Source organism: Ignavibacteriales bacterium (assembly GCA_026390795.1).
GTDB lineage: Bacteria > Bacteroidota > Ignavibacteria > Ignavibacteriales > Melioribacteraceae > Fen-1258.
Map to the genome: position 1 here is coordinate 252,125 of JAPLFG010000004.1, position 20,076 is coordinate 272,200.

Annotated in this window: 19 protein-coding genes; 9 read left to right on the top strand and 10 right to left on the bottom strand. The window is 36.0% G+C overall.

From position 1 onward, the window contains the following. Positions 1-19: 19 nt before the first annotated feature. Entirely contained in the window at positions 20-664 is a 645-nt protein-coding gene (locus NTX65_15755) for a DedA family protein (protein ID MCX6170795.1), read from the top strand. A gap of 13 nt (positions 665-677) precedes the next feature. Here NTX65_15755 and NTX65_15760 read toward each other — a convergent pair whose 3' ends face one another. The 7 genes from NTX65_15760 to NTX65_15790 all read right to left on the bottom strand — a co-directional run bounded on the left by NTX65_15760 (position 678) and on the right by NTX65_15790 (position 10,503). Then, positions 678-2,234: an amino acid permease gene (locus NTX65_15760; protein ID MCX6170796.1), complete on the bottom strand. Its 1,557-nt coding sequence runs from the start codon at positions 2,232-2,234 to the stop codon at positions 678-680. A gap of 32 nt (positions 2,235-2,266) precedes the next feature. Beyond that, a complete protein-coding gene (gene htpG, locus NTX65_15765; GenBank protein ID MCX6170797.1) occupies positions 2,267-4,171 on the bottom strand; it encodes a molecular chaperone HtpG in 1,905 nt (634 codons plus the stop codon). A 72-nt stretch (positions 4,172-4,243) separates the two neighbouring features. Continuing rightward, positions 4,244-6,046, bottom strand: a complete 1,803-nt coding sequence (locus tag NTX65_15770) for a hypothetical protein (GenBank protein MCX6170798.1) — start codon at positions 6,044-6,046, stop codon at positions 4,244-4,246. 140 nt (positions 6,047-6,186) lie between these two features. Next, positions 6,187-6,351, bottom strand: a complete 165-nt coding sequence (tatA, locus tag NTX65_15775; protein MCX6170799.1) for a twin-arginine translocase TatA/TatE family subunit — start codon at positions 6,349-6,351, stop codon at positions 6,187-6,189. An 89-nt stretch (positions 6,352-6,440) separates the two neighbouring features. Then, entirely contained in the window at positions 6,441-8,540 is a 2,100-nt protein-coding gene (locus NTX65_15780) for a hypothetical protein (GenBank protein MCX6170800.1), read from the bottom strand. Between the two features lie 140 nt (positions 8,541-8,680). Further along, the gene (locus NTX65_15785) at positions 8,681-9,445 is read right to left on the bottom strand and encodes a class I SAM-dependent methyltransferase (protein MCX6170801.1); all 765 of its coding nucleotides are present in this window, start codon (positions 9,443-9,445) and stop codon (positions 8,681-8,683) included. 398 nt (positions 9,446-9,843) lie between these two features. Continuing rightward, positions 9,844-10,503 (bottom strand): response regulator transcription factor, encoded by a 660-nt coding sequence (locus NTX65_15790; GenBank protein ID MCX6170802.1) that lies wholly within the window; start codon positions 10,501-10,503, stop codon positions 9,844-9,846. Positions 10,504-11,013: 510 nt separating this feature from the next. Between NTX65_15790 and NTX65_15795 the strand changes: the two genes are divergently transcribed. Together NTX65_15795 and NTX65_15800 are read left to right on the top strand one after the other, a co-directional pair. Then, positions 11,014-12,357 carry an MATE family efflux transporter gene (locus NTX65_15795; protein MCX6170803.1) on the top strand — a complete coding sequence of 448 codons (1,344 nt, stop codon included), beginning with the start codon at positions 11,014-11,016 and terminating at the stop codon, positions 12,355-12,357. Between the two features lie 74 nt (positions 12,358-12,431). Further along, positions 12,432-13,343 carry an EamA family transporter gene (locus NTX65_15800; protein MCX6170804.1) on the top strand — a complete coding sequence of 304 codons (912 nt, stop codon included), beginning with the start codon at positions 12,432-12,434 and terminating at the stop codon, positions 13,341-13,343. Positions 13,344-13,350: 7 nt separating this feature from the next. Here NTX65_15800 and NTX65_15805 read toward each other — a convergent pair whose 3' ends face one another. From NTX65_15805 to NTX65_15815, 3 genes are all read right to left on the bottom strand, one after another. Next, complete coding sequence (locus tag NTX65_15805) at positions 13,351-14,220, bottom strand: hypothetical protein (protein ID MCX6170805.1); 870 nt, start codon at positions 14,218-14,220, stop codon at positions 13,351-13,353. Between the two features lie 68 nt (positions 14,221-14,288). Further along, positions 14,289-14,789 carry a peptide-methionine (R)-S-oxide reductase MsrB gene (msrB, locus tag NTX65_15810; GenBank protein MCX6170806.1) on the bottom strand — a complete coding sequence of 167 codons (501 nt, stop codon included), beginning with the start codon at positions 14,787-14,789 and terminating at the stop codon, positions 14,289-14,291. 84 nt (positions 14,790-14,873) lie between these two features. Continuing rightward, positions 14,874-15,854, bottom strand: a complete 981-nt coding sequence (locus NTX65_15815; protein MCX6170807.1) for an SPOR domain-containing protein — start codon at positions 15,852-15,854, stop codon at positions 14,874-14,876. 151 nt (positions 15,855-16,005) lie between these two features. Here NTX65_15815 and NTX65_15820 point away from each other — a divergent pair, with 151 nt between their 5' ends. From NTX65_15820 to nuoH, 6 genes are read left to right on the top strand one after another with little or no spacing between them, the layout of a single operon-like run. Further along, positions 16,006-16,413 carry an NADH-quinone oxidoreductase subunit A gene (locus NTX65_15820; protein MCX6170808.1) on the top strand — a complete coding sequence of 136 codons (408 nt, stop codon included), beginning with the start codon at positions 16,006-16,008 and terminating at the stop codon, positions 16,411-16,413. Positions 16,414-16,433: 20 nt separating this feature from the next. Further along, entirely contained in the window at positions 16,434-16,925 is a 492-nt protein-coding gene (gene nuoB, locus NTX65_15825; GenBank protein MCX6170809.1) for an NADH-quinone oxidoreductase subunit NuoB, read from the top strand. Next, positions 16,922-17,452 carry an NADH-quinone oxidoreductase subunit C gene (locus NTX65_15830; protein MCX6170810.1) on the top strand — a complete coding sequence of 177 codons (531 nt, stop codon included), beginning with the start codon at positions 16,922-16,924 and terminating at the stop codon, positions 17,450-17,452. The genes nuoB and NTX65_15830 overlap by 4 nt, the downstream gene beginning before the upstream one ends. Positions 17,453-17,484: 32 nt before the next feature. Next, on the top strand, positions 17,485-17,844 hold the full coding sequence (locus NTX65_15835) for a four helix bundle protein (protein ID MCX6170811.1): 360 nt from the start codon (positions 17,485-17,487) through the stop codon (positions 17,842-17,844). A gap of 49 nt (positions 17,845-17,893) precedes the next feature. After that, positions 17,894-19,009 (top strand): NADH-quinone oxidoreductase subunit D, encoded by a 1,116-nt coding sequence (locus tag NTX65_15840; GenBank protein MCX6170812.1) that lies wholly within the window; start codon positions 17,894-17,896, stop codon positions 19,007-19,009. Continuing rightward, positions 19,009-20,076, top strand: a complete 1,068-nt coding sequence (nuoH, locus tag NTX65_15845; protein ID MCX6170813.1) for an NADH-quinone oxidoreductase subunit NuoH — start codon at positions 19,009-19,011, stop codon at positions 20,074-20,076. The genes NTX65_15840 and nuoH overlap by 1 nt, the downstream gene beginning before the upstream one ends.

Here is a 20,076-nt window from a genome sequence, read left to right on the forward strand (position 1 = left end):
TAATAAAATTTTTCTTACTATGGAATATCTAATCGACCTCTTTCTTCATCTTGACAAACATCTTAATGAAATAATTCTTCAGTATGGCGCGGTTACCTATGTTATACTCTTCCTCGTAATCTTTGCAGAGACGGGATTTGTATTCACGCCTTTTCTTCCCGGCGATTCACTTCTTTTTGCAGCAGGTACATTTGCCGCAATAGGATCATTCAATATTCATCTTCTTTTTCTGATCCTTTCTCTTGCAGCCATCATTGGAGATTCGGTTAATTATTGGCTCGGCCATTACGTCGGCGTGAAGTTATTTGAAAAGAGTAACCGCTTTCTGAAAAAAAAATATTTTGACCGTACACATAAATTTTACGAGAAGCATGGCGGTAAAACAATAATACTCGCTCGTTTTATTCCCATCATAAGAACCTTTGCGCCTTTTGTTGCGGGTGTCGGCGCTATGACGTACTCCAAGTTCATTGCTTTTAATATAATCGGAGGAATTCTTTGGTGTGGATTATTTATTTACGGCGGATATTTTTTCGGGAATTTATCGTTCGTAAAAAACAATTTCTCTTTCGTTATAATTGCAATAATCCTTATTTCAACACTCCCAATATTTGTTGAATTTATAAGGTTTCGCTTATCGAAAAATAATACAGATCTTGAATGAACTTAAATCAATTCTATTTTGCGTATCTTTTCTGGAAATAATTCCAACCGTAAAAAACCGGAATTCCGAGCAATACAATTATTAGTCCCGGCCATGTGTATTCCGGCTTGTAAAGAAGTAGTATAACAGCAACAGATGCCGCTAAGAATATATAAAGAATCGGCAGCACCGGATAACCGAAAGCTTTGTAAGGTCGCTCGGCATTCGGTTGTTTTTTCCGAAGAATAAATATTCCAACAACTGTAAGAATGTAAAAGATAAGGACAGCAAAGACAACGTAATCAAGAAGTTGTGAATATGAACCGGAGAGACAAAGCAAACTTGCCCATACTCCTTGAATGATCAATGCTTTTGACGGAACTGAATTTTTATTCAATGTACCTGTTGATTTGAAAAATAATTTATCTTTTGCCATCGCATAGTAAACCCTCGCACCGGCAAGTATCAATCCGTTATTGCATCCGAATGTTGAGACCATAATTAACAGAGCCATTATAATTGCGGCGGGTTCGCCAAAAATTAAATTTGCCGCCGCCGTTCCAACTCTATCTTCTGCAGCAAATTGAATCCCCATACTCATTACATCTTTTCCAGCCGGGTTTCCTACTAATGGAAGAACAACCAGATAAGCAACGTTAGCAAGACAGTAAAGAGTTATTACAATCAAAGTTCCAAAGAATAAACTTAGCGGAATATTTCTTTTCGGGTTTTTAATTTCGCTTGCGGTGAATGTAATATTTTCCCAGGCGACACTTGAGAAAATCGAACCAACCATAGCAACACCGATTGCCGCTATAATTGAAAATCCGGTTAGAGATTCTACCCACCCGATTTTTCCATCAACAAGGTGAATCCACTTTCCTTGCCAGATATTTGAAAAGTTTGCGCTGATTGCCTGTGAGTTCGATCCGATAAATAAACCGAGAAGAATCAATCCAAATAGTGCAAGAGTTTTTGCAGTTGTAAAAAGTCCTTGAACAATCTTAGCTTGATGCAATCCGCGTATATTTATATAAGTTAGAACAATTATTGAAGCAATGGCAAGAATTTGTCCGGCATGTATTTTCAAACCTAAAGGCGCAAATAGAATATTTGTAGAACTAAACCAAGGGAAAATAACCGCGGTAAATTTTGCAAATGCAACAGCGACTGCAGCTATAGTTCCCGTTTGTATTACAAGGAATAAAGTCCAGCCGTATAAAAATCCGATTAATGGATTGTAAGACTCGCGGAGATAGACATACTGCCCGCCGGCATGCGGCATCATTGCGGCAAGCTCGCCGTAACTAAGAGCACCAATGATTGTTATTACACCGGTGATCAGCCAGACTAACAGCAACAAACCGCTTGAACCAACTGTGCGCGATATATCCGCACTTACAATAAAGATTCCCGAACCGATCATTGAACCAATTACAATCATTGTGGAATCGAATAATCCGAGTTCGCGTTTAAATTCTTGTGTTGTTTCTCCGGTCATATCTCCGCCTTGATATTTTGATTGGAATTTAATTCTTCGCGCAATCAAGAGCCACAAAAAAATGCCTTGCAGCAAGCAAGGCATTCTCATAAAATCACCGGACTATTTTTGATTATAGTCCTCTAATTAATTTTTTTAACCTCCACATACCATTCGCTTGACTGTTCCAACGATTTATTAAGTCGTTGAATTAAAGTATGCGGATCGTCCAGACTTCCTTCCTGGAGAAGTGCTGATTCAAAAAGTTGTTCTGTTACGTTTACAATGAAATCATCGTTCGAATCGGCTTTAAATACCTTTATCAGGTTTCTTACCAATTTATGATTTGGATTTACCTCGAATATTTTTTTCTGCTGTCCCATCTCTTTATTCGTCATCCTCAAAATCTTCTGCATTGCGGCGGATAAGCCTTCATCCTTAGAGACAATGCATGATGCGCTGTCAACCAAACGGTCGGATTTCACAACGTCTTCAACCCGGTCGGATAAGATTGATTTCATTTTTGAAAGAAGACTGAAGAAATGTTTCTCATCATCCTTTGTCAGTTCTTCAATATCGTTTTTCTTTTCTTCGACATTTTTTATATCGCTCATTTTCTTTGAATCGGCTGAATCGGCAGATTTGAAATCAAATTCCTTGTATTTACGGATTGATTGAACCACAAATTCATCAATCGGATCAATGAGATAAAGAACTTCTAATCCCTTGTTTTTAAAGATCTCCATATGCGGATCCAACTTAATTGCATCACGATTTGTACCGGTTATAAAATAAATTTCCTTTTGACCTTCTTTCATACGCGTTGTATAATCGGCTAATGACGTAAGCTCATCTTTATCTTTGCAGAAAGAAGAATTGAAACGGATCAAATCTAAATACTTGTCGTGATTTGCGAAGTCACTGTAACCAAGTTTAAATATCTTCCCATGTTCTTTCCAAAAATCATTGTAAGCGGTAGAATCGTTCTTAGCTTTTTCCGATAGGTAATTAAAGATCGTGCTTGAAACACTCGAAGCGATTTTTGTAAAGACAACATTCTCTTGTAGCGTCTCACGCGATATATTAAGAGGTAAATCTTCTGAATCCACAACACCTTTTACAAAACTTAAATACTCCGGCAACAATTCTTTATTCTTGTGCTGGATCAAAACACGGCGGACATAAAGATCCAAACCGTAATTCTCTCTATCCTGCCAGAAGAAATCATTACTCTTTTTAGGAATGAAAAGCAAAACGTTGAATTGAATCGGCGCGTCAACAGATTTGTGAATAACATCTATCGGACCTTCAGAATCGTAACTCAAGAATTTATAGAACTCATCATATTGTTCTTTTGTAATTGAACTTTTAGGTTCACGCCAGAGAGCACTGACCGTATTAATTTTTTCTTTTTCCAAAAATATTGGGTATGATATAAAATTAGAATGCTTCTTAATTATGTTTTCAAGGCGCCACTTCTCCGCAAACTCAGCGGCGTCATCTTTTAGATAAACTTCAACTTTAGTACCGCGCGGAAGTTTTTCGTCGAGTTCAATTATTTCATACTCTCCAAGTCCATCGGATTTCCACTCTACAGCTTTCTCATCATTGCGGAAAGATTTTGTTTTAATAATTACTTCATGCGCTACCATGAAAACGGAATAGAACCCCACTCCGAATTTTCCAATTATATTGCTCGCATCGGCTTTAGTCTCTGCGATTAATCGTACAAATTCCTCGGTGCCGGATTTCGCGATCGTCCCGATGTTTGTTATTAATTCGTCATGTGTCATTCCGATTCCCGTATCGGTAATTGTTAGAAGTTTCTTCTTCTCATCGAATTCTATTTTTATTTCGAGCGGTAAATCTTTGTCGAACATTTCAGTTCCGCGGTTCGATTCGAAGCGCAATTTATCCAATGCATCCGAGGCATTAGAAATCAATTCCCTCAGAAAAATTTCTCTGCTTGTATATAATGAGTGAACGAGTATATCAAGAAGTTTCTTAACCTCAGCTTTGAACTCATATTTTTTGGTGCTTTCAGTCATTTGCTTTTCCTTTTTTCAGTTTAATTCTATGTTTTCCGGTTCAAAAATAAAATTCACGGAATTATTTTTCAATTACTTTTTAACATCGTATAATTTTCTAATCGCGGTTTTAACATTCTCATTTTCCATTTTAATGACTTTCCTATCATAAGTCATTACTCCGTTTACTTCCACTTCCACGTCGGTAGTTTGAGTGTAAACAGCAGCCGATAGTCCTTTTGAAATCAATGCGGGAATTTTTTCAATAAGAGTGATAAAAGCTTTTTGCAATTCATCCAAATCTTTGTAAGATCTGTAACCCCAATTATCTTTTTCCTTCCATGTATGTCCTTCAATTGGTAATCCGAGTCCGCCGAACTCACCAAGGACCAAAGCGCGGTTATCTTTCTTATCATTAGGCATTGACGGACCGGGATAGTCATGGCGGTCCTGTATATTTCCTGCAGCCGGTAGATCGGTCCATCCGCTCGGTCCATCTACCAAACGCGAACTGTCATAATGAGTAATCCAATTACAAATCTTTATTGTGTTTGATTGTCCCCATCCTTCATTGAACGGAATCCACGCAATGATTGACGGATAATTATAATGCTCATCAATTATTTCTTTCAATTCCGTTTCGTATTGATATTCCGATTGGGCGCTTCTCAATTGTTCTCCGTTATCACCGTACTGAAGATCCATATCGCCGCTCGGCATATCCTGCCAAACAAGAATTCCAAGTCGATCGCAATGATAATAGTACCGCGCCGGTTCAACTTTTACATGCTTACGGATCAAATTAAATCCGAGCTCTTTCAGTTTTACAATATCGAAAGCGAGCGCTTCATCGGATGGCGCCGTATATAATCCGTCGGGCCACCAGCCCTGGTCTAAAGTTCCGAACTGAAATAAAAATTTATTGTTCAGCATCATTCGCGGAATTCCATTTTCATCTTTTGCTAGAGAGATCTTTCTCATTGCGAAATATGATTTCACTTCGTCTATAACTTTTCCGTTCCTCATCAGAGAAATTTTTAGATCATAGAGAAAAGGACTATCGGGAGTCCACAATTTTTGAGCATCAATTTTGAGAAATAAATTTTTAGATGAATTAAATTCTCTCTGTACTATTACTTTACTGCCATCAAAAGCGGCGACATTTATTTTATCCCCTTCCATCCATCCGGCAACATCCGTATCTATGGTTAATTGATTTTTATCGATATCGGGAGTCTGTTTGGTTCCTCTAATATAACTTTGATTAACCGGTTCGAGCCAGACTGTCTGCCAGATTCCCGTTACGGATGTATACCAGATACTTCCCGGTTTTTTAACTTGCTTTCCTCGCGGCTGGAATCCGTCGTCGCTCGGATCCCAAACGGAAACTTGAATTTCCTGTACATCCGTTTTTACAAGTTGACCGGTTATATCGAAATTAAATTCATCATATCCGCCCCGGTGCGATCCGACTTTAATATTATTTACATAAACATCTGTCTCCCAATCCGAAGCGCCGAAATGAAGAATGATTCTTTTCCCTTTCCACTTCTCCGGAAGGTCAAATTTTGTTTTGTACCATAATAAATTTTCTTTCCCTACAATTCTCCCAGCACCCGATAATGAAGACTCAATTCCAAACGGAACTAATATTTTATTCGAGAATGTTTCGGGCATTCCGCCGAATCTCGGTTGAATCGAATAATCCCATAATCCGTTTAGATTTTTCCATTCATCACGTACTAATTGCGGGCGAGGATATTCGGGCAATACATTAGAAGGATTTAATTGTTCACCCCAAATTGTTTTGATCTTAACATCTGCCGCTTTCCATTGCTGCGCCGTAACCTGTACAAAGATCAGAAAAGAGAGAAGAGAAAAAAATATTTTTTTCATCTGGGTCTCCGGATAAATTTAATCTTGATTCCAGATTAATGGAGTGTATAGTAATTGAAGAAATTCTCTTTGAAATACAGATTTCTGTTTACCTGGAATGTGTAATAAGAATCGAGCATCGAACAATATAAATTATGTTTCTACTCTTTGGTATCTTTCTTTTTATCGTCCTCGTTCAATCCTTTTTTGAATTGTTTTACTCCTTCGCCGATTCCTTTCATCAACTCGGGAATTTTTTTACCGCCGAATAATAAAATAAGAACAAGTACAATTAGAATTATCTCTGTAGGACCTAAATTTCCCATTTTAACTTTTCCTTTAATTTTTCTAATGAAAGATAAAAACAAATAGACCAGTTACAAAATGCGATATTGCCGGTAGATCATTGATTTAATCAATTTACGAGGTTTGGAAAAACATCCGGCGAATAAAGAGTAATTTTTGGAATCAGATTCGCAGCTTTGGCTGTCTCCCCTCTCGATTCGTAAATCTTCATAAGGTAATAGAGAGCAATCGTATTTGATACATCGCTTTCGGCTGCTTTCAAGAGATAATTTTGCGCTATCAGAAAATTATTTGCATGATAAAAAGCAATTCCCTTCAACGTATTTATTTCGGAAATTTTTTGAGGACAAATTTGTATTACACGGTCGCATTCATCGAGCACTTTCTTAAGCATCGATCTGTCGTTTTGTTCAATCATTCTTAAGAAAGTATTATTAGCTTCTATGTAATACTTTAAATACCTGATTCCGCATTTCATACTGAGTTTTCCAATTCCAACATTTTCTTTTCTTGTAAAGACCGGAAGTAACTGATGTAATTCATCCGAATAAAAAATTTGAGTATAATAATTTTTGGTGAATTCATCTTGAACGAATAAAGCGCATTCGGCAAATGCACTCGGTTTGGCACCGGCGGGAAAAATAATATAATCCGGCTTCTGTGATAAAACATATTCGGCGTTGTAGTGCCTTTCTTTCCATATCACGGGTAATTCTTCGTCTATTCCTTCCACTTCTTTCGGATGATGGGAAATATATTTATCTGTCAAACCAACAATATCAATTACATGCACATCGGGAAAATATGAGAACGCTCCAATTGTCGACATTGCTACAATTATCTTTTTCGCGCTCGTGCTCCTGCTCATGTTCTGTTTATTGACCCACTCTGCATAAATTTTCATCTTTTGAACAAGACCGGATTCATATGCGCGCTTTTCCATCATCTTCGGTTTTTGAAGATTATAATTCATCAATCCGGCAAACGCCATTAATACCAATACTATCAAAGAACCAATCGTTGCGAATATTTTTTTTCTTGGTAAAATAAAATTCACAGCATCCGGAATTGCTTTGACGAACAAAATAAAAACAAGAGGCATGATCGGAAGGAAAAAACGATGTATCGGCAGAACATCACCTCCGATGAGAATGTTAATTATCGTCCAGCATATGATTATCAAATAGAAAAAAGAGATTTCAAAAAGGTTTTTTTTATTTCGAAAAAGAATTAATGGGAATATTAATACAAAACCGTAAAATAAATATGCGGCGGCGAATTCCGAAAAGTAATTTAAACCGCGGATTATAAATTCGGTCGAGAATTCAGTCTTTGCATAAAAAGTGTTCGGTAAAGGATAACCGTAGTAAATTAATCTAAACACAATAAAAACTAACATTGCGACAGTGTAGAAGATAATTTCTTTCTGAAGAGTCCGGTCAATGGCAGAGCGCATCCTAAAGATAAATTTTCTTTCCCCGCTGCTGTAATAGTTATAAAATATTTTGTGCGTTATTATTAGAATGAAAACAATCAAACCTTCCGGTCTTACGAGTGAGTTTAAAACTAAAACAAGTACTAACCAGATGTTGGGATTTTTCCTAAACGGATTTTTTAGATATAGAATTATCGAAAAAAGAGTTAGAGAAACGAATAGAGTTGTTTCCATAGCGCTTACACCCCAATATACCAAAGGTGTTGAGAATGCCAGTATGAAGACCGGGATAAGAGAAATAACTTCATCAAAAAGATTTTCACCTAACGTCTTTTGTCCAATATCTATTATTATAAAGAGCTGTGCTAAATAAAAGGTAAGGATTAATACAACTATTGAGAAGAAAATTGAAAGAAATTGCGCGGTATGTTCAATACATGCTAGTTCATGCTCTTGTTCCTGATCTTGATCTGCTCGTACAAAGCGATCAAGATTATGGGAAAAATTATCATCAATATATTTTTCACCGCTTAAAATCATAACCCAGAGAAAATTAGTATATCCTTCAACTTTTTCTCCTTCATTGAAGACCAACCCCTTTCCTTCCGCGAAATTCTTAGCGTAACGGAATGAGGTGTAAGCATCATCTTGAATAAAACGGAGATCAATTAGATTGCTAATATAAAAAGTGATGATTATGAGTAATCCGAAGATTCCAAAATATTTTGGAATTGTTTTACCGCTAAGGATTTTTTCCGTGAACGTCAATTTCATTTCGACAATTATTAATGGCGAGTTGCATCATTAATTTAATGATTTTTGGTTTAAGTAAGCCGTTTATTTGTAATTCAACATTCATCTCGAACATTGGCGAACTGAAGTTCGCCCTACATAAATTTTATTTGGAATAAATTTCAAATAGTACCCGTATAAATTTCAGTGTCAAGTTCAAAAATAATTTTTCCTTCCGACTGAAATCTATTGAATGCCAATTCAAGTCCTTTGAATAGCGGTTCATAATTCTTTTCACCGGGGAGCGGGCAATAAGACGAAGAAGTTGCTCTTCCGCAGAGTGATTCAAAATCAAAGATCTGCCTGTTCGGCAAAACCGTTTTATCATATGATCTGAAAAATTTGTCGTAATCATCTTTCGTCAGATTGGTCTGCGAAACTTCATTATAATCATTCGCGTATTTTTTCAGCAGCTCTTCATATTCCATTAAAAATGGATTATCGATTTTCCGGTTATTAAAAAGTACGGCAACATTTTTTTCTTTTTTTAGTATCCGCGTGAATTCCTCTTTCGCTTTTTTTTTATCGATCCAATGAAATGCTTGGGCGCAGACAACCGCGTCAATTGTATTCTCCGCCAGACTCGTATTTTCTGCGTCCCCTTCCACCGGCACATAGTTCTTCTGATCCGACAGAAAAATTTTTGACGCTTCTCTCATCTCATTATTCGGTTCAATACCGTAAATTGTCTTTACACGATTGTTGAACAACTGTGTGAATTTACCTGTACCGGAACCAATATCCGCAACTTCAGAATCTTGGTTCAGATCAAATTGTTCAATTATTAGATTTACCGATCCAACCGGGTAGTCCGGTCTATACTGTAAGTAATCTTCTACTCTGTTTGAGAATCTTCTTCTTGGATCCATATAATAATGATCTTTCACTTTTATGCAGCATTATCATTTAATGTTGTTGAGACGCAGCATACTGCGTCTTCTTATTGTAATATCCTAATTCATCTTTATTTGAGACGTTGCACGCAAAGCCTCTACTTTACAATTCTTTTATGGATTTCTATTCTGAATTAGGCTTATCCATTTTTCGATTTGATCAATTACTTTGCCGGTATTGTAAAACATTTCATCATCATCGAAGCATAAAAATTTTATTCACTCCGCTTTTCCAAATTTCAATCAAAAAATGATTTTAGATTTCTTTAGGACAAGTTAATAAAAATCCTAGTTCATTTTATGAAGATCAAAAATTGACACTGGGAGAAAGATTTTTTTAAAATTGCATTACTCGAAAGAATTTACAATTACAAGACAGAATTATTATTTTCTTAGTTTGATAGGGCTGTAAATTCGATAGCATATTTTAGCAGATGACTTGGTGACTTGAGATTTAATTTGTCAATCAATTGTGAGCGGAGAGAATCAACTGTTCTTTTATTCAAGTTCAGTTTTTCGGCAATTTCCTGGCTGGTCATCCCTTTAGCAATATGAATTAAAACTTCTTCTTCACGCTTTGTTAAACCATTATATTCTATTTTACTTTCTTCGTTATCAGCCAGAAAAGATTTCTTTTTTAATTCTTCAATTTCTTTTTCTGATTTGCCCCAAAAATATTTTCCGCCGTTCGAAACGCATTCAAGAGAACGTCTCAATTCATCCATACTTAAACTTTTATTAACATATCCGGAGGCACCAATTTTTAACGCTTTTAATAAGTAATCTTCGGTTTCATGCATTGTAAGAAAGATTATCTTCGCCATGCTATCCAGATTAATTATACTCTTTGCCGCAATTAATCCATCCATGCTCGGCATTGATATATCGCACAGAACAATATCGGGCTTGTTCAATTTATACTTATTGATCATTTCAATACCGTTTTGGGCTTCTGCTACGACGAACATATTCTGGTATGAATTAAGATAATAAGCGAGTGCCATTCTTGTAATAGCCTGATCCTCAGCAATTAATATTCTTATATCTTTCAACAAAAGCCTCAAGATTTAAAGTAGACATTTTAATAAGATTGATTTACAATCAATTTTCTAACGATTTTCAATAAATTTGCGGTTGAATTGGAGTAGTTTAAAATACAGCATTTCAACCCGGTGTAGGTTGTTTCACCTCACATCATCAATTTATAAGCCAAATAAAATGTAATAAGAGATTTTCAATAATATATTAGTAGTTCTACTAATGTTTTTAACTTTTTACCTCATTTTTGGCTAAAAAGTTTAGTACTTGTACTAATAGACGGGTATTTCGATATATATGAATTGGAATCTCAACTGCAATTCGTTTTTTTAAAACCGGAATAATTGACTGGCAGTCAGGAATAAAAATCAGCCGACTTTCTTCTTTGTATTGTCTTTACTTAGCTGACTTGATACTGCATTTTTGGTAAATTGCTTCAGTAAAAATTACATGGTTTTATAATTTTGTTCAATAATGTTCTACTTAAACTATTATAAACTAAAAATCGAATATAAATAAGCAACGTGACTCTTCGAACGCATATAAAAGAAACAATAAAACTTGCACTTCCTATTTCAGTCGGGCAACTAGGACATGTAATGCTAGGAGTTGTTGACAGTGTGATGGTCGGAAAGGTCGGTTCTGCTTCATTGGCTGCGGCATCCTTAGTAAACGGAATCTTCTTTTTGATCCTTGTGATCGGAATTGGACTCTCTATGGCGGCGACGCCTCTTATAGCAATGGCAAAGGGCGCGGGTAAATTAGATGATTGCGGAAAAATCCTTAACCATTCCCTAGTGGTAAATTCTGTCTTTTCAATTCTCCTAATAACCGGTACATTCGGATTTTCTTTCCTTATCCCATATCTTAATCAGCCGCGTGAAGTAGTCAAAGAAGCGGTTCCTTATCTACAAGTTTTATCTATTTCGGTAATTCCGTTCATACTTTTTCAGACTTACAGACAATTTTTAGAAGGTCTCTCTATTCCAAATCCTCCTATGTATATTGCGATTTTCGCAAATCTATTTAATGCATTTTTCAATTGGATCTTTATTTACGGAAAATTCGGATTTCCGCCTTGGGGATTATTCGGTGCGGGGGTAGCAACAACATTAACACGCTGGACTATGGCTGCGGTCTTATTCTATTTTGTTCTTAACTATAATAGAGTGCAGATATATAAACCTCAAATAAAAATCAAAGCGTTAGATTTTTCATTAATTAAAAAACTTATAAGCATTGGATTGCCAAGCGGCTTTCAATATTTTCTTGAAGTTGCAGCATTTTCATTTGCCGCTATAATGATCGGGTGGCTTGGAAAGGCGCAACTTGCTGCACATCAGATTGCAATTAATCTGGCATCGATAACATACATGATAATACTTGGTATTTCTTCGGCAGGAACAATTAGGGTTGGAGAAGCAGCCGGGAAAAAAGATATCACACAAGTAAGACGCGCCGGATTCAGCACACTCGGGTTAGCCTCCTCATTAATGTTTTGTTTCGGTGTTTCTTTTATTTTATTAAGAAATTTTTTACCAACTCTTTATATCAAAGAGATAGAAGTAATTGCAGTTGCGTCTAAACTTTTAATTATAGCCGCACTTTTCCAAATTTTTGACGGGCTTCAGGCAACTGGTATTGGCGTTCTCCGCGGTTTAACCGACACAAAGATTCCAATGTTGATCTCTTTTGCGGCATACTGGATGATTGGAATTCCAATTGCAATAATTTTAGGATTTTATTATAAGCTCGGTGCGGTTGGAATCTGGATCGGACTTCTTATTGGATTGGCTTCTGTTGGAATTACAATGCTTTTTAGATTTAACAGCAAGAGTAAAATTATATATCAGAACGGATCAAACTAAATTACATTTACATATAAAATAATTTTTATCTTTGCCCACAAATTTTTAAGAATAATTTTAAGATAGAACAACTGATGAGCCGATTTGCCCCGATATTTGTAATAGTAGCCGCAGCATTATGGGGAATTGATGGAATAATATTGAGACCCGCTTTATACAGTTTACCTGTACCGCTTGTTGTACTAATAGAAAGTTCAGTAGTGGCTTTAATCCTTTCACCAATTTTTATAAGACAATATCCAAAATTAAAATTACTCAACAGAAAAGATTGGCTTGCATTTTTAGGAGTCGCATTATTCGGCGGTGCAATTGGAACAATGGCAATAACAAAAGCCCTCTTCTATGTAAATTTTGTAAATCTGTCGATAGTAATTTTGATTCAGAAACTGCAGCCGGTCTTCGCATTAACTTTTGCTGCATTTATATTAAAAGAAAGACTTCCTAAAATATTTTTCTTTTGGGCTGCCCTAGCCGTTATTGGCGCTTATATAATGACGTTCGGATATTCTCTTCCGGTTTTGGATACAGGAAATAAAACATTAATTGCTGCCGGACTTTCACTCATCGCCGCGATAAGTTTCAGTTCTTCAACTGTTTTTAGCAAAAGAGCATTGCGAAATGTTGGATTTGAGTTGGGGACTTATCTAAGGTTTTTACTCTCGGCAATCATAATGTTAGTAATAGCTTCATCCATGGGAGATATTAAGAATATTGTAAATGTTTCGTCAACTCAATGGTGGATTTTTCTTTTAATAGCTTTTACAACCGGCGGTGCTGCAATATTTCTCTACTACTACGGCTTAAAAAAAATTACTGCTTCTGTAGCAACTATTTGCGAATTAGCATTTCCAATGACTGCCGTTGTACTTGAATATTTTATTCATGGGAATATTTTAAATCCGGTTCAATGGATGGGTGTGGCGCTTCTTATTTTTAGTATAATTAAAGTATCGGGAGTAAAATTTATCGGTCCGGTTTCAAAATAAATCAGCTTTACTTTTCTATTTTATTTGCAACTTCTGCAAGGATAACCCAGTTTTCTCCATCATTCTTCCAAACTCTCATATAATTGTACCGTTCGGATGTCATACTGCCGTTACTGATTTCCATTTCACCGTAAGTAAATCCAAGATCGTTCGATGAAGAGACCTTACCTCCAACCGGATTGAATTTATAATCAATCTTTTTTTGTGAAAGATAATTAATGATCTTCGTTGTGCCAATGAATGGGTATTCGCCGTCTCTCAACAAACGTGAATCCTTATTTATAAATTTCTTATATGCAGATTCAGTTCCAATTTCTGCAATTAATTTAGCGAATGTACGATCAAGTTCAAACAGTTGATCTGCTTTTAATTCATTCTTTTTTATTATAGTTGAAGCCGGCTTTGATTTTGCGGCTTCATATTTAAGAGGTTCAAATTGATCAGAGGGTTTTTCATTATTATTCCCGTAATCAATTACAAATTTGAACTCACCGTCCGATTGTCTTTGCCAGACTGTGCAAAAATTACCGAACCAAATTGCAGCGCTGTCTTTATCTTTGCGGAATTCTGCCGGTCCGGTTGTAAATCCCATATCACCTTCTTTCGAAATTTCTGCATGAACCGGAAACCAGCTAAGCAATCCGGGTCTTTTTGGTGCATTGGTTAAGAAAGTTTTACCGTTCACAGGTCCGGGTCTAAATATAATTCCGTCGTCGGCAATAAATTTTAGAAATGAATCCCTTGTTCCAATTTCTGCCGCACTGGCAGCAAATGAAAATTCTGTTGATATTAATTGATTCTGATCCATTTTCTTTTTTTGTGCGAATATCTGTGAAGTGACAAACAAGAATATAAATCCTAAAATTAAATGTTTCATCTTTACCTGCAATTTTGTGTCAAACTTAACTCAACAATCTTTTTTCAACAAGGTAATAATAATGGAACTTACTTTTCTTTTTTCTCCAATTTAATAGAAACTGAATTTATGCAGTAACGCTGACCTGTCGGTTTTGGACCGTCATCGAATATATGACCGAGATGACTTCCGCACGTAGCACACATTACTTCGATCCTGTGCATGCCAAAACTATAATCATCTTTGGTAATAACATTTTTATTATTCATCACATCATAAAAACTCGGCCAGCCGCAATCGCTGTCAAATTTTGTGTCCGAGCTGAACAATTCAGCACCGCATGCTGCACACTTATATATTCCTTTACCTCTCGAACTCCAGTATTCGCCTGTAAATGGCTGCTCTGTTCCCTTTTCACGTAATACGTGATATTGTTCGGGCGTCAATATTTCCTTCCATTCTTTCTCGGTTTTCTGGATTTTAAAAGACATCTCTTTGCCTTTCGATTGATTTGATTTTTCATTTTGTTGTGCACAAGCAGAATATAGAGGAAGACTGATAATTATCATTAAGAAAATTATCCTTCTCATAATTATTCCTTTCTGTTATATAATTATAAACGATGGTGATTCTGGAAAAGTTCTTTGGAACGGAAAATAAATGAAATCAATTCACTAATTTATTTTCTTTTTATACTCTTCAGTTTCTTCAAGTGAATTAAAATAACCGATACGGACACGGTACCATTTAACACCTCTCAGAGTTCCTTCTGTTAGAAAAGCATTGTGTCCTTTTGCTTTTAGTCTTTGGACTTCTTTTTCTGCTTTTGGCTTATTCTTCCACGAAGAAACTTGAAAAGAATATTTTGTTCCTTCCTTAAAAATCATTTCCTTAGGATTTGTTCCAACAGGTAATTCTTTTAACCTAGAATCGATGACCGGTTTTTGTTTTTCAAGGTTTGTGGTTTGTTTTGATTCAGATGGATTTTTTGTTTTATCAATTATTGGTCTGGTTGGAATTGATTTTACATCTTCTTTTGGAGCAGTTACTTTTTGGACAGAATCTTTTTTACTAAGATAAAGAGCAACTCTGTCGTTACTTTTATTATTTTCATTTTTCAAAGTCTTTGAAGGATCATCATTTGATTTCTCTTCTTGCTCTTTAACAGCCAATTTGTTTGTATTATTTGTGTTCTGAGATGAATCTTTTTGTTCAACTATTCCGGTTTCAATTCCTAAATATTCAACAGCTTTATTGAATATCGCCGTCATAGTTTCATTACCCTCAATTTGGATGGAAAAATTTTCACTCCCGGAAGCAAATCCCGGTAAGGATGTTTCACCGAGTATTTTTTGATTTTTGTCATAATATAATGTTCCAATCACAGTGTATTTGCGTGAATTTGAGTTGAATAAGAGTTGTGTCTTAATACTTGTTGCTTCCTTTCCTAATGAAGTAATAATTTGAGGTTTTTTATAAACTGTAATACTAAGAACTGTGATTTGATTTTCAAATTTTTTGATACTCGATGTATCAACATATACTGTTTGATCTTTGGCTTCAAAAACTTTTTCCCACTTTGGTCCGGGAGATTGAGCAAATATTCTTATTGTAGAGATTAAAATAACCGCAGCGATTAAAATTTTTCTTTTCATCTTTTCTTCTGTTTTGGTTTCTATACTAAGTAAATTTAGTTAAAAATTTACTTTCATTGGAAAAATGTTACACTTCAATAAAATGTTTTTATAGATTTCTTGACAAAAATACTTTGATATGCTATTTTCACAGCAACTTTTTTGAAAGGTTATGCTCACTGAATTTGGCAAAATTTTAATCTTCATGATGCTTGCAGCTATTTTCGTAATAGTTGTATTCATTATTTCTAAACTTCTAAGTCCGGATCGTCCTACAAAAGAAAAATATTTAACCTACGAATGCGGTGAAAATCCTCAAGGATCACCTTGGGTTAAGTTTAATATTCGTTTTTATGTTATTGCCCTAATTTTTTTAATCTTCGATGTGGAAGTAGTTCTTCTTTTCCCCTGGGCACTGACATATAAAGAATATGGTTTTTACGGTCTCGCTGTTGGATTGATTTTCCTGCTTGTCCTTGGTCTTGGAATGGCATATGAATGGAGAAAAGGTGATTTGGAATGGGCCCGTCCGCAACCTAAAGCACCAAAACTTGACGAAATACTTAACTCAAAATCCTAAACCGGAAAGAGAAATAATAGATGGGTTTACTAGATAAAGAATTTTCCGACGGCAACATTGTTATAGCCAGAGCAGAAGATTTAATGAATTGGGCACGCCTCTCATCTATTTGGCAGCTTGGTTTCGGTCTTGCTTGCTGTGCAATCGAAATGATGGCAACTTCAGCTTCCCACTACGATTTTGACCGATTTGGTGTTATACCTAGAAATACTCCACGACAGGCAGATGCAATTATTATTTCCGGAACCGTAACTTTAAAGATGGCTACACGAATTAAAAGATTATACGAACAGATGCCGGACCCTAAATACATTATCTCAATGGGAAGCTGCGCAAATTGCGGTGGTCCTTATTGGGAACATGGTTACCATGTTTTGAAAGGAATAGACAGAGTTATTCCAGTTGATGTTTATGTCCCAGGCTGCCCGCCAAGACCAGAAGCATTATTAGAAGGTTTACTAAAATTACAAGACAAAATCCGTCATGAATCTATGAGAAAGAAAACGGTATGAAGAATCCGGAAGAAATTTTCGATTTATTAAAAAAAGAATTTGGTGAAATCATTCTTGGATTAGATAAAGAGACTCCAGTTGATCCGGTAATTTCAGTTGATCCCATGCAAATACATAAAGTCGGAGCATTTTTAAAGGATAGTGAAGAGCTTAAATTTGACAGCTTGATGGTTCTCTCCGGGGTGGACGATGCAAATGGCACAAAAGCCAAAGATGAAGATGGCACAGATGTTATAAGTGGTGGAACTTTAAGCGTTTACTATCATTTACATTCCACAACTCTTAAGCACAAAATTGCAATAAAAGTCTCTTCTTCCAGAGAAAATTCAGTAGTTGAATCTGTATATAATATTTGGAGAACATCAGATTGGCACGAACGAGAAGCCTTCGATATGTTCGGGATCATATTTAATAATCATCCAGACTTGAGAAGAATATTGATGCCCTACGATTGGGATGCAGGTTTTCCTTTAAGAAAAGACTATAAGAATCCGGAATTTTATCAAGGAATGAAGGTTCCTTATTAGCTGCAAGCAACAAGGTTTGAGATTCAAGATAGATGCATAATTTCAAAGATTTGAAAATTTGGTCTAAATCTAGAGTTCTTGTTAAAAAAATATATGAATTGACGGAGGAATTTCCTTCCGATGAAAAATTTGGGTTAATTTCTCAGATGAGACGAGCGGCAGTTTCAATTGTATCAAATATTGCCGAAGGCTCTGGGAAAGAATCTAATAAAGACTTTTGTAGGTTCTTGGAATTGGCTTATTCATCAGCATTCGAATTGGAGACTCAATTGATTTTATCTGTAGATTTAAATTTTATCAAGCCGGATGCAACAACTGAGATTCTCAATTATGTTCAAGAAATACAAAAAATGATTTACAGTTTTATTAAGACAGTTAGAATTAAAAATTAATTTAACAATGATCTTGCTGCTTGCAGCTTGATACTTATGGCTAAATAGAATGGCTTTGAAGACCGAATCAATGATACTGAATATGGGTCCCCAGCACCCATCAACACATGGTGTGTTACGGCTTGAATTAGAGATCGAAGGCGAGCTTATTCTTAGCGTTAAGCCGCATATCGGTTATCTTCATAGATGTTTTGAAAAGCATGCCGAAGCAATGACTTACCCTCAAGTTATTCCGTACACAGACAGACTTGATTATTTAGCAGCGATGGGAAATAATTTCGGTTACGTTGTCGCAATGGAAAAATTAATGGGGATTCAAGTTCCAGAACGTGTTGAATCGATACGTGTGATTATGGCGGAACTTCAAAGAATTGCTTCACATCTTGTTGCAATCGCTACTAATGGTGCCGATATAGGCGCACTAACTCCATTCCTGTATCTATTCCGTGATCGGGAATATATTTTAAGTCTATTCGAAATGACTTGCGGCGCTAGAATGCTTTATAATTATATGTGGATCGGCGGTTTATCTCATGATATTCATCCAGACTTTGTTAGAAAGACTAAGGAGTTTTTAAAACATTTCCGCCCAACCGTAGTCGAACTAAATAACCTTCTTACATTCAATAAAATTTTTATAGAAAGAACTGCCAACATTGGAGTGCTTCCTATTGATACCGCTATTAATATCGGTGCAAGCGGACCGGTTCTTCGCGGCAGCGGATTAGCATTCGATGTTCGAAGAGAAGATCCTTATTCTATTTATAACCGATTGGATTTTGAAATCCCAACCGGCAAAGGATTAGTTGGAACAGTTGGAGACTGCTGGGATCGTTATTATGTACGCGTTCTTGAGATGGAACAAAGTGTTCGGATAATAGAACAACTTATAGATAGTATTCCTGAAGGTGATGTTCAATCGGCAATTCCAAAAAGAATTAAACCGCCAAAAGGAACAGTTTACGCACGTATTGAAAATCCACGCGGCGAATTAGGATATTTTATAATCAGCGACGGCAACCTTAATCCATTTAGAGTAAAAGTTCGTGCACCATCATTTGTAAATCTTGAACTCATGGGAGAATTATGCAAAGGTCATTTGGTAGCAGATGTTATTGCAATTCTCGGAAGCCTGGATATTGTCTTAGGAGAAATAGATAGATAATGTATCAATTCCTCTACAACTTAATTGGTAACGAAATAATTGCTGGATTCATCGTAGCGGTTGTTCCCCTTTCCATAATTCTTGTTTTTGCTCTCTTTGGTATTTGGTTGGAAAGAAAAGTCTCAGCACATATGCAGGATAGATTAGGTCCAATGCGTACCGGATGGCACGGCTGGCTTCAAACAATTGCAGATTTGATGAAGATGTTACAGAAAGAAGATATTGTTGCTCACGATGCAGATAAATCTCTTTATAACTTAGCTCCTATTCTTGTTTTTACAGGAAGTTTTGCAGTTTATGCAGTAATCCCCTTCTCAAGTAAATTACTTGGCAGCGAAGTTGAAGTGGGACTTTTTTATGTTCTTGCAATCTCCAGTATAGTTGTTGCCGGTATTTTGATGGCTGGCTGGTCTGCAAATAATAAATATTCACTCCTTGGTGCAATGCGTGCCGCAGCTCAAATTGTTAGTTACGAAATTCCAACTGCTTTAATTGTTCTTTCGATGATTATGCTTACGGGCACTCTCAGTCTTGATAAAATCAGTCAGATGCAAACATCATCATTTTGGAATTGGAATATATTCGGCGGTGCAACAATAGGATTATCAAAATTTTTATTGATTCCTTTTATGTTTATCGGTGCACTTATTATGTTTATAAGTACCCTTGCAGAAGTAAACAGAGTACCGTTTGATATACCCGAAGCAGAATCTGAATTAGTTGCCGGATACTTTACTGAATACTGCGGAATGAAATGGGGAATGTTTATGCTTGCGGAATATGGAAATATGTTTGCTGTCTCTGCAGTCATTTCGATTTTGTTCTTTGGCGGATATCAATCACCAATCGGTTATTTCGGAAATACAATTGGTGCTTCCTGGCTTGTTCCTTTTGAACAAGGATTCTGGTTCATCGCAAAAGGATTGACTCTCGTTTTTGTACAAATGTGGTTAAGATGGACTCTCCCGCGTTTGCGTGTTGATCAGCTCATGACCGTTTGCTGGAAATATTTAATTCCTTACGCATTTATAAATCTAATTATTATTGGAATAATTTCTATACTATAA

Excerpts from the sequence above, each read along its gene's own strand:
- NTX65_15755 (MCX6170795.1), top strand. The coding sequence starts at position 20 with ATGGAATATCTAATCGACCTCTTTCTTCATCTTGACAAACATCTTAAT.
- NTX65_15760 (MCX6170796.1), bottom strand. The coding sequence starts at position 2,234 with ATGAGAATGCCTTGCTTGCTGCAAGGCATTTTTTTGTGGCTCTTGATT.
- htpG (MCX6170797.1), bottom strand. The coding sequence starts at position 4,171 with ATGACTGAAAGCACCAAAAAATATGAGTTCAAAGCTGAGGTTAAGAAA.
- NTX65_15770 (MCX6170798.1), bottom strand. The coding sequence starts at position 6,046 with ATGAAAAAAATATTTTTTTCTCTTCTCTCTTTTCTGATCTTTGTACAG.
- tatA (MCX6170799.1), bottom strand. The coding sequence starts at position 6,351 with ATGGGAAATTTAGGTCCTACAGAGATAATTCTAATTGTACTTGTTCTT.
- NTX65_15780 (MCX6170800.1), bottom strand. The coding sequence starts at position 8,540 with ATGAAATTGACGTTCACGGAAAAAATCCTTAGCGGTAAAACAATTCCA.
- NTX65_15800 (MCX6170804.1), top strand. The coding sequence starts at position 12,432 with ATGAGCCGATTTGCCCCGATATTTGTAATAGTAGCCGCAGCATTATGG.
- NTX65_15805 (MCX6170805.1), bottom strand. The coding sequence starts at position 14,220 with ATGAAACATTTAATTTTAGGATTTATATTCTTGTTTGTCACTTCACAG.
- msrB (MCX6170806.1), bottom strand. The coding sequence starts at position 14,789 with ATGAGAAGGATAATTTTCTTAATGATAATTATCAGTCTTCCTCTATAT.
- NTX65_15815 (MCX6170807.1), bottom strand. The coding sequence starts at position 15,854 with ATGAAAAGAAAAATTTTAATCGCTGCGGTTATTTTAATCTCTACAATA.
- NTX65_15820 (MCX6170808.1), top strand. The coding sequence starts at position 16,006 with ATGCTCACTGAATTTGGCAAAATTTTAATCTTCATGATGCTTGCAGCT.
- nuoB (MCX6170809.1), top strand. The coding sequence starts at position 16,434 with ATGGGTTTACTAGATAAAGAATTTTCCGACGGCAACATTGTTATAGCC.
- NTX65_15830 (MCX6170810.1), top strand. The coding sequence starts at position 16,922 with ATGAAGAATCCGGAAGAAATTTTCGATTTATTAAAAAAAGAATTTGGT.
- NTX65_15835 (MCX6170811.1), top strand. The coding sequence starts at position 17,485 with ATGCATAATTTCAAAGATTTGAAAATTTGGTCTAAATCTAGAGTTCTT.
- NTX65_15840 (MCX6170812.1), top strand. The coding sequence starts at position 17,894 with ATGGCTTTGAAGACCGAATCAATGATACTGAATATGGGTCCCCAGCAC.
- nuoH (MCX6170813.1), top strand. The coding sequence starts at position 19,009 with ATGTATCAATTCCTCTACAACTTAATTGGTAACGAAATAATTGCTGGA.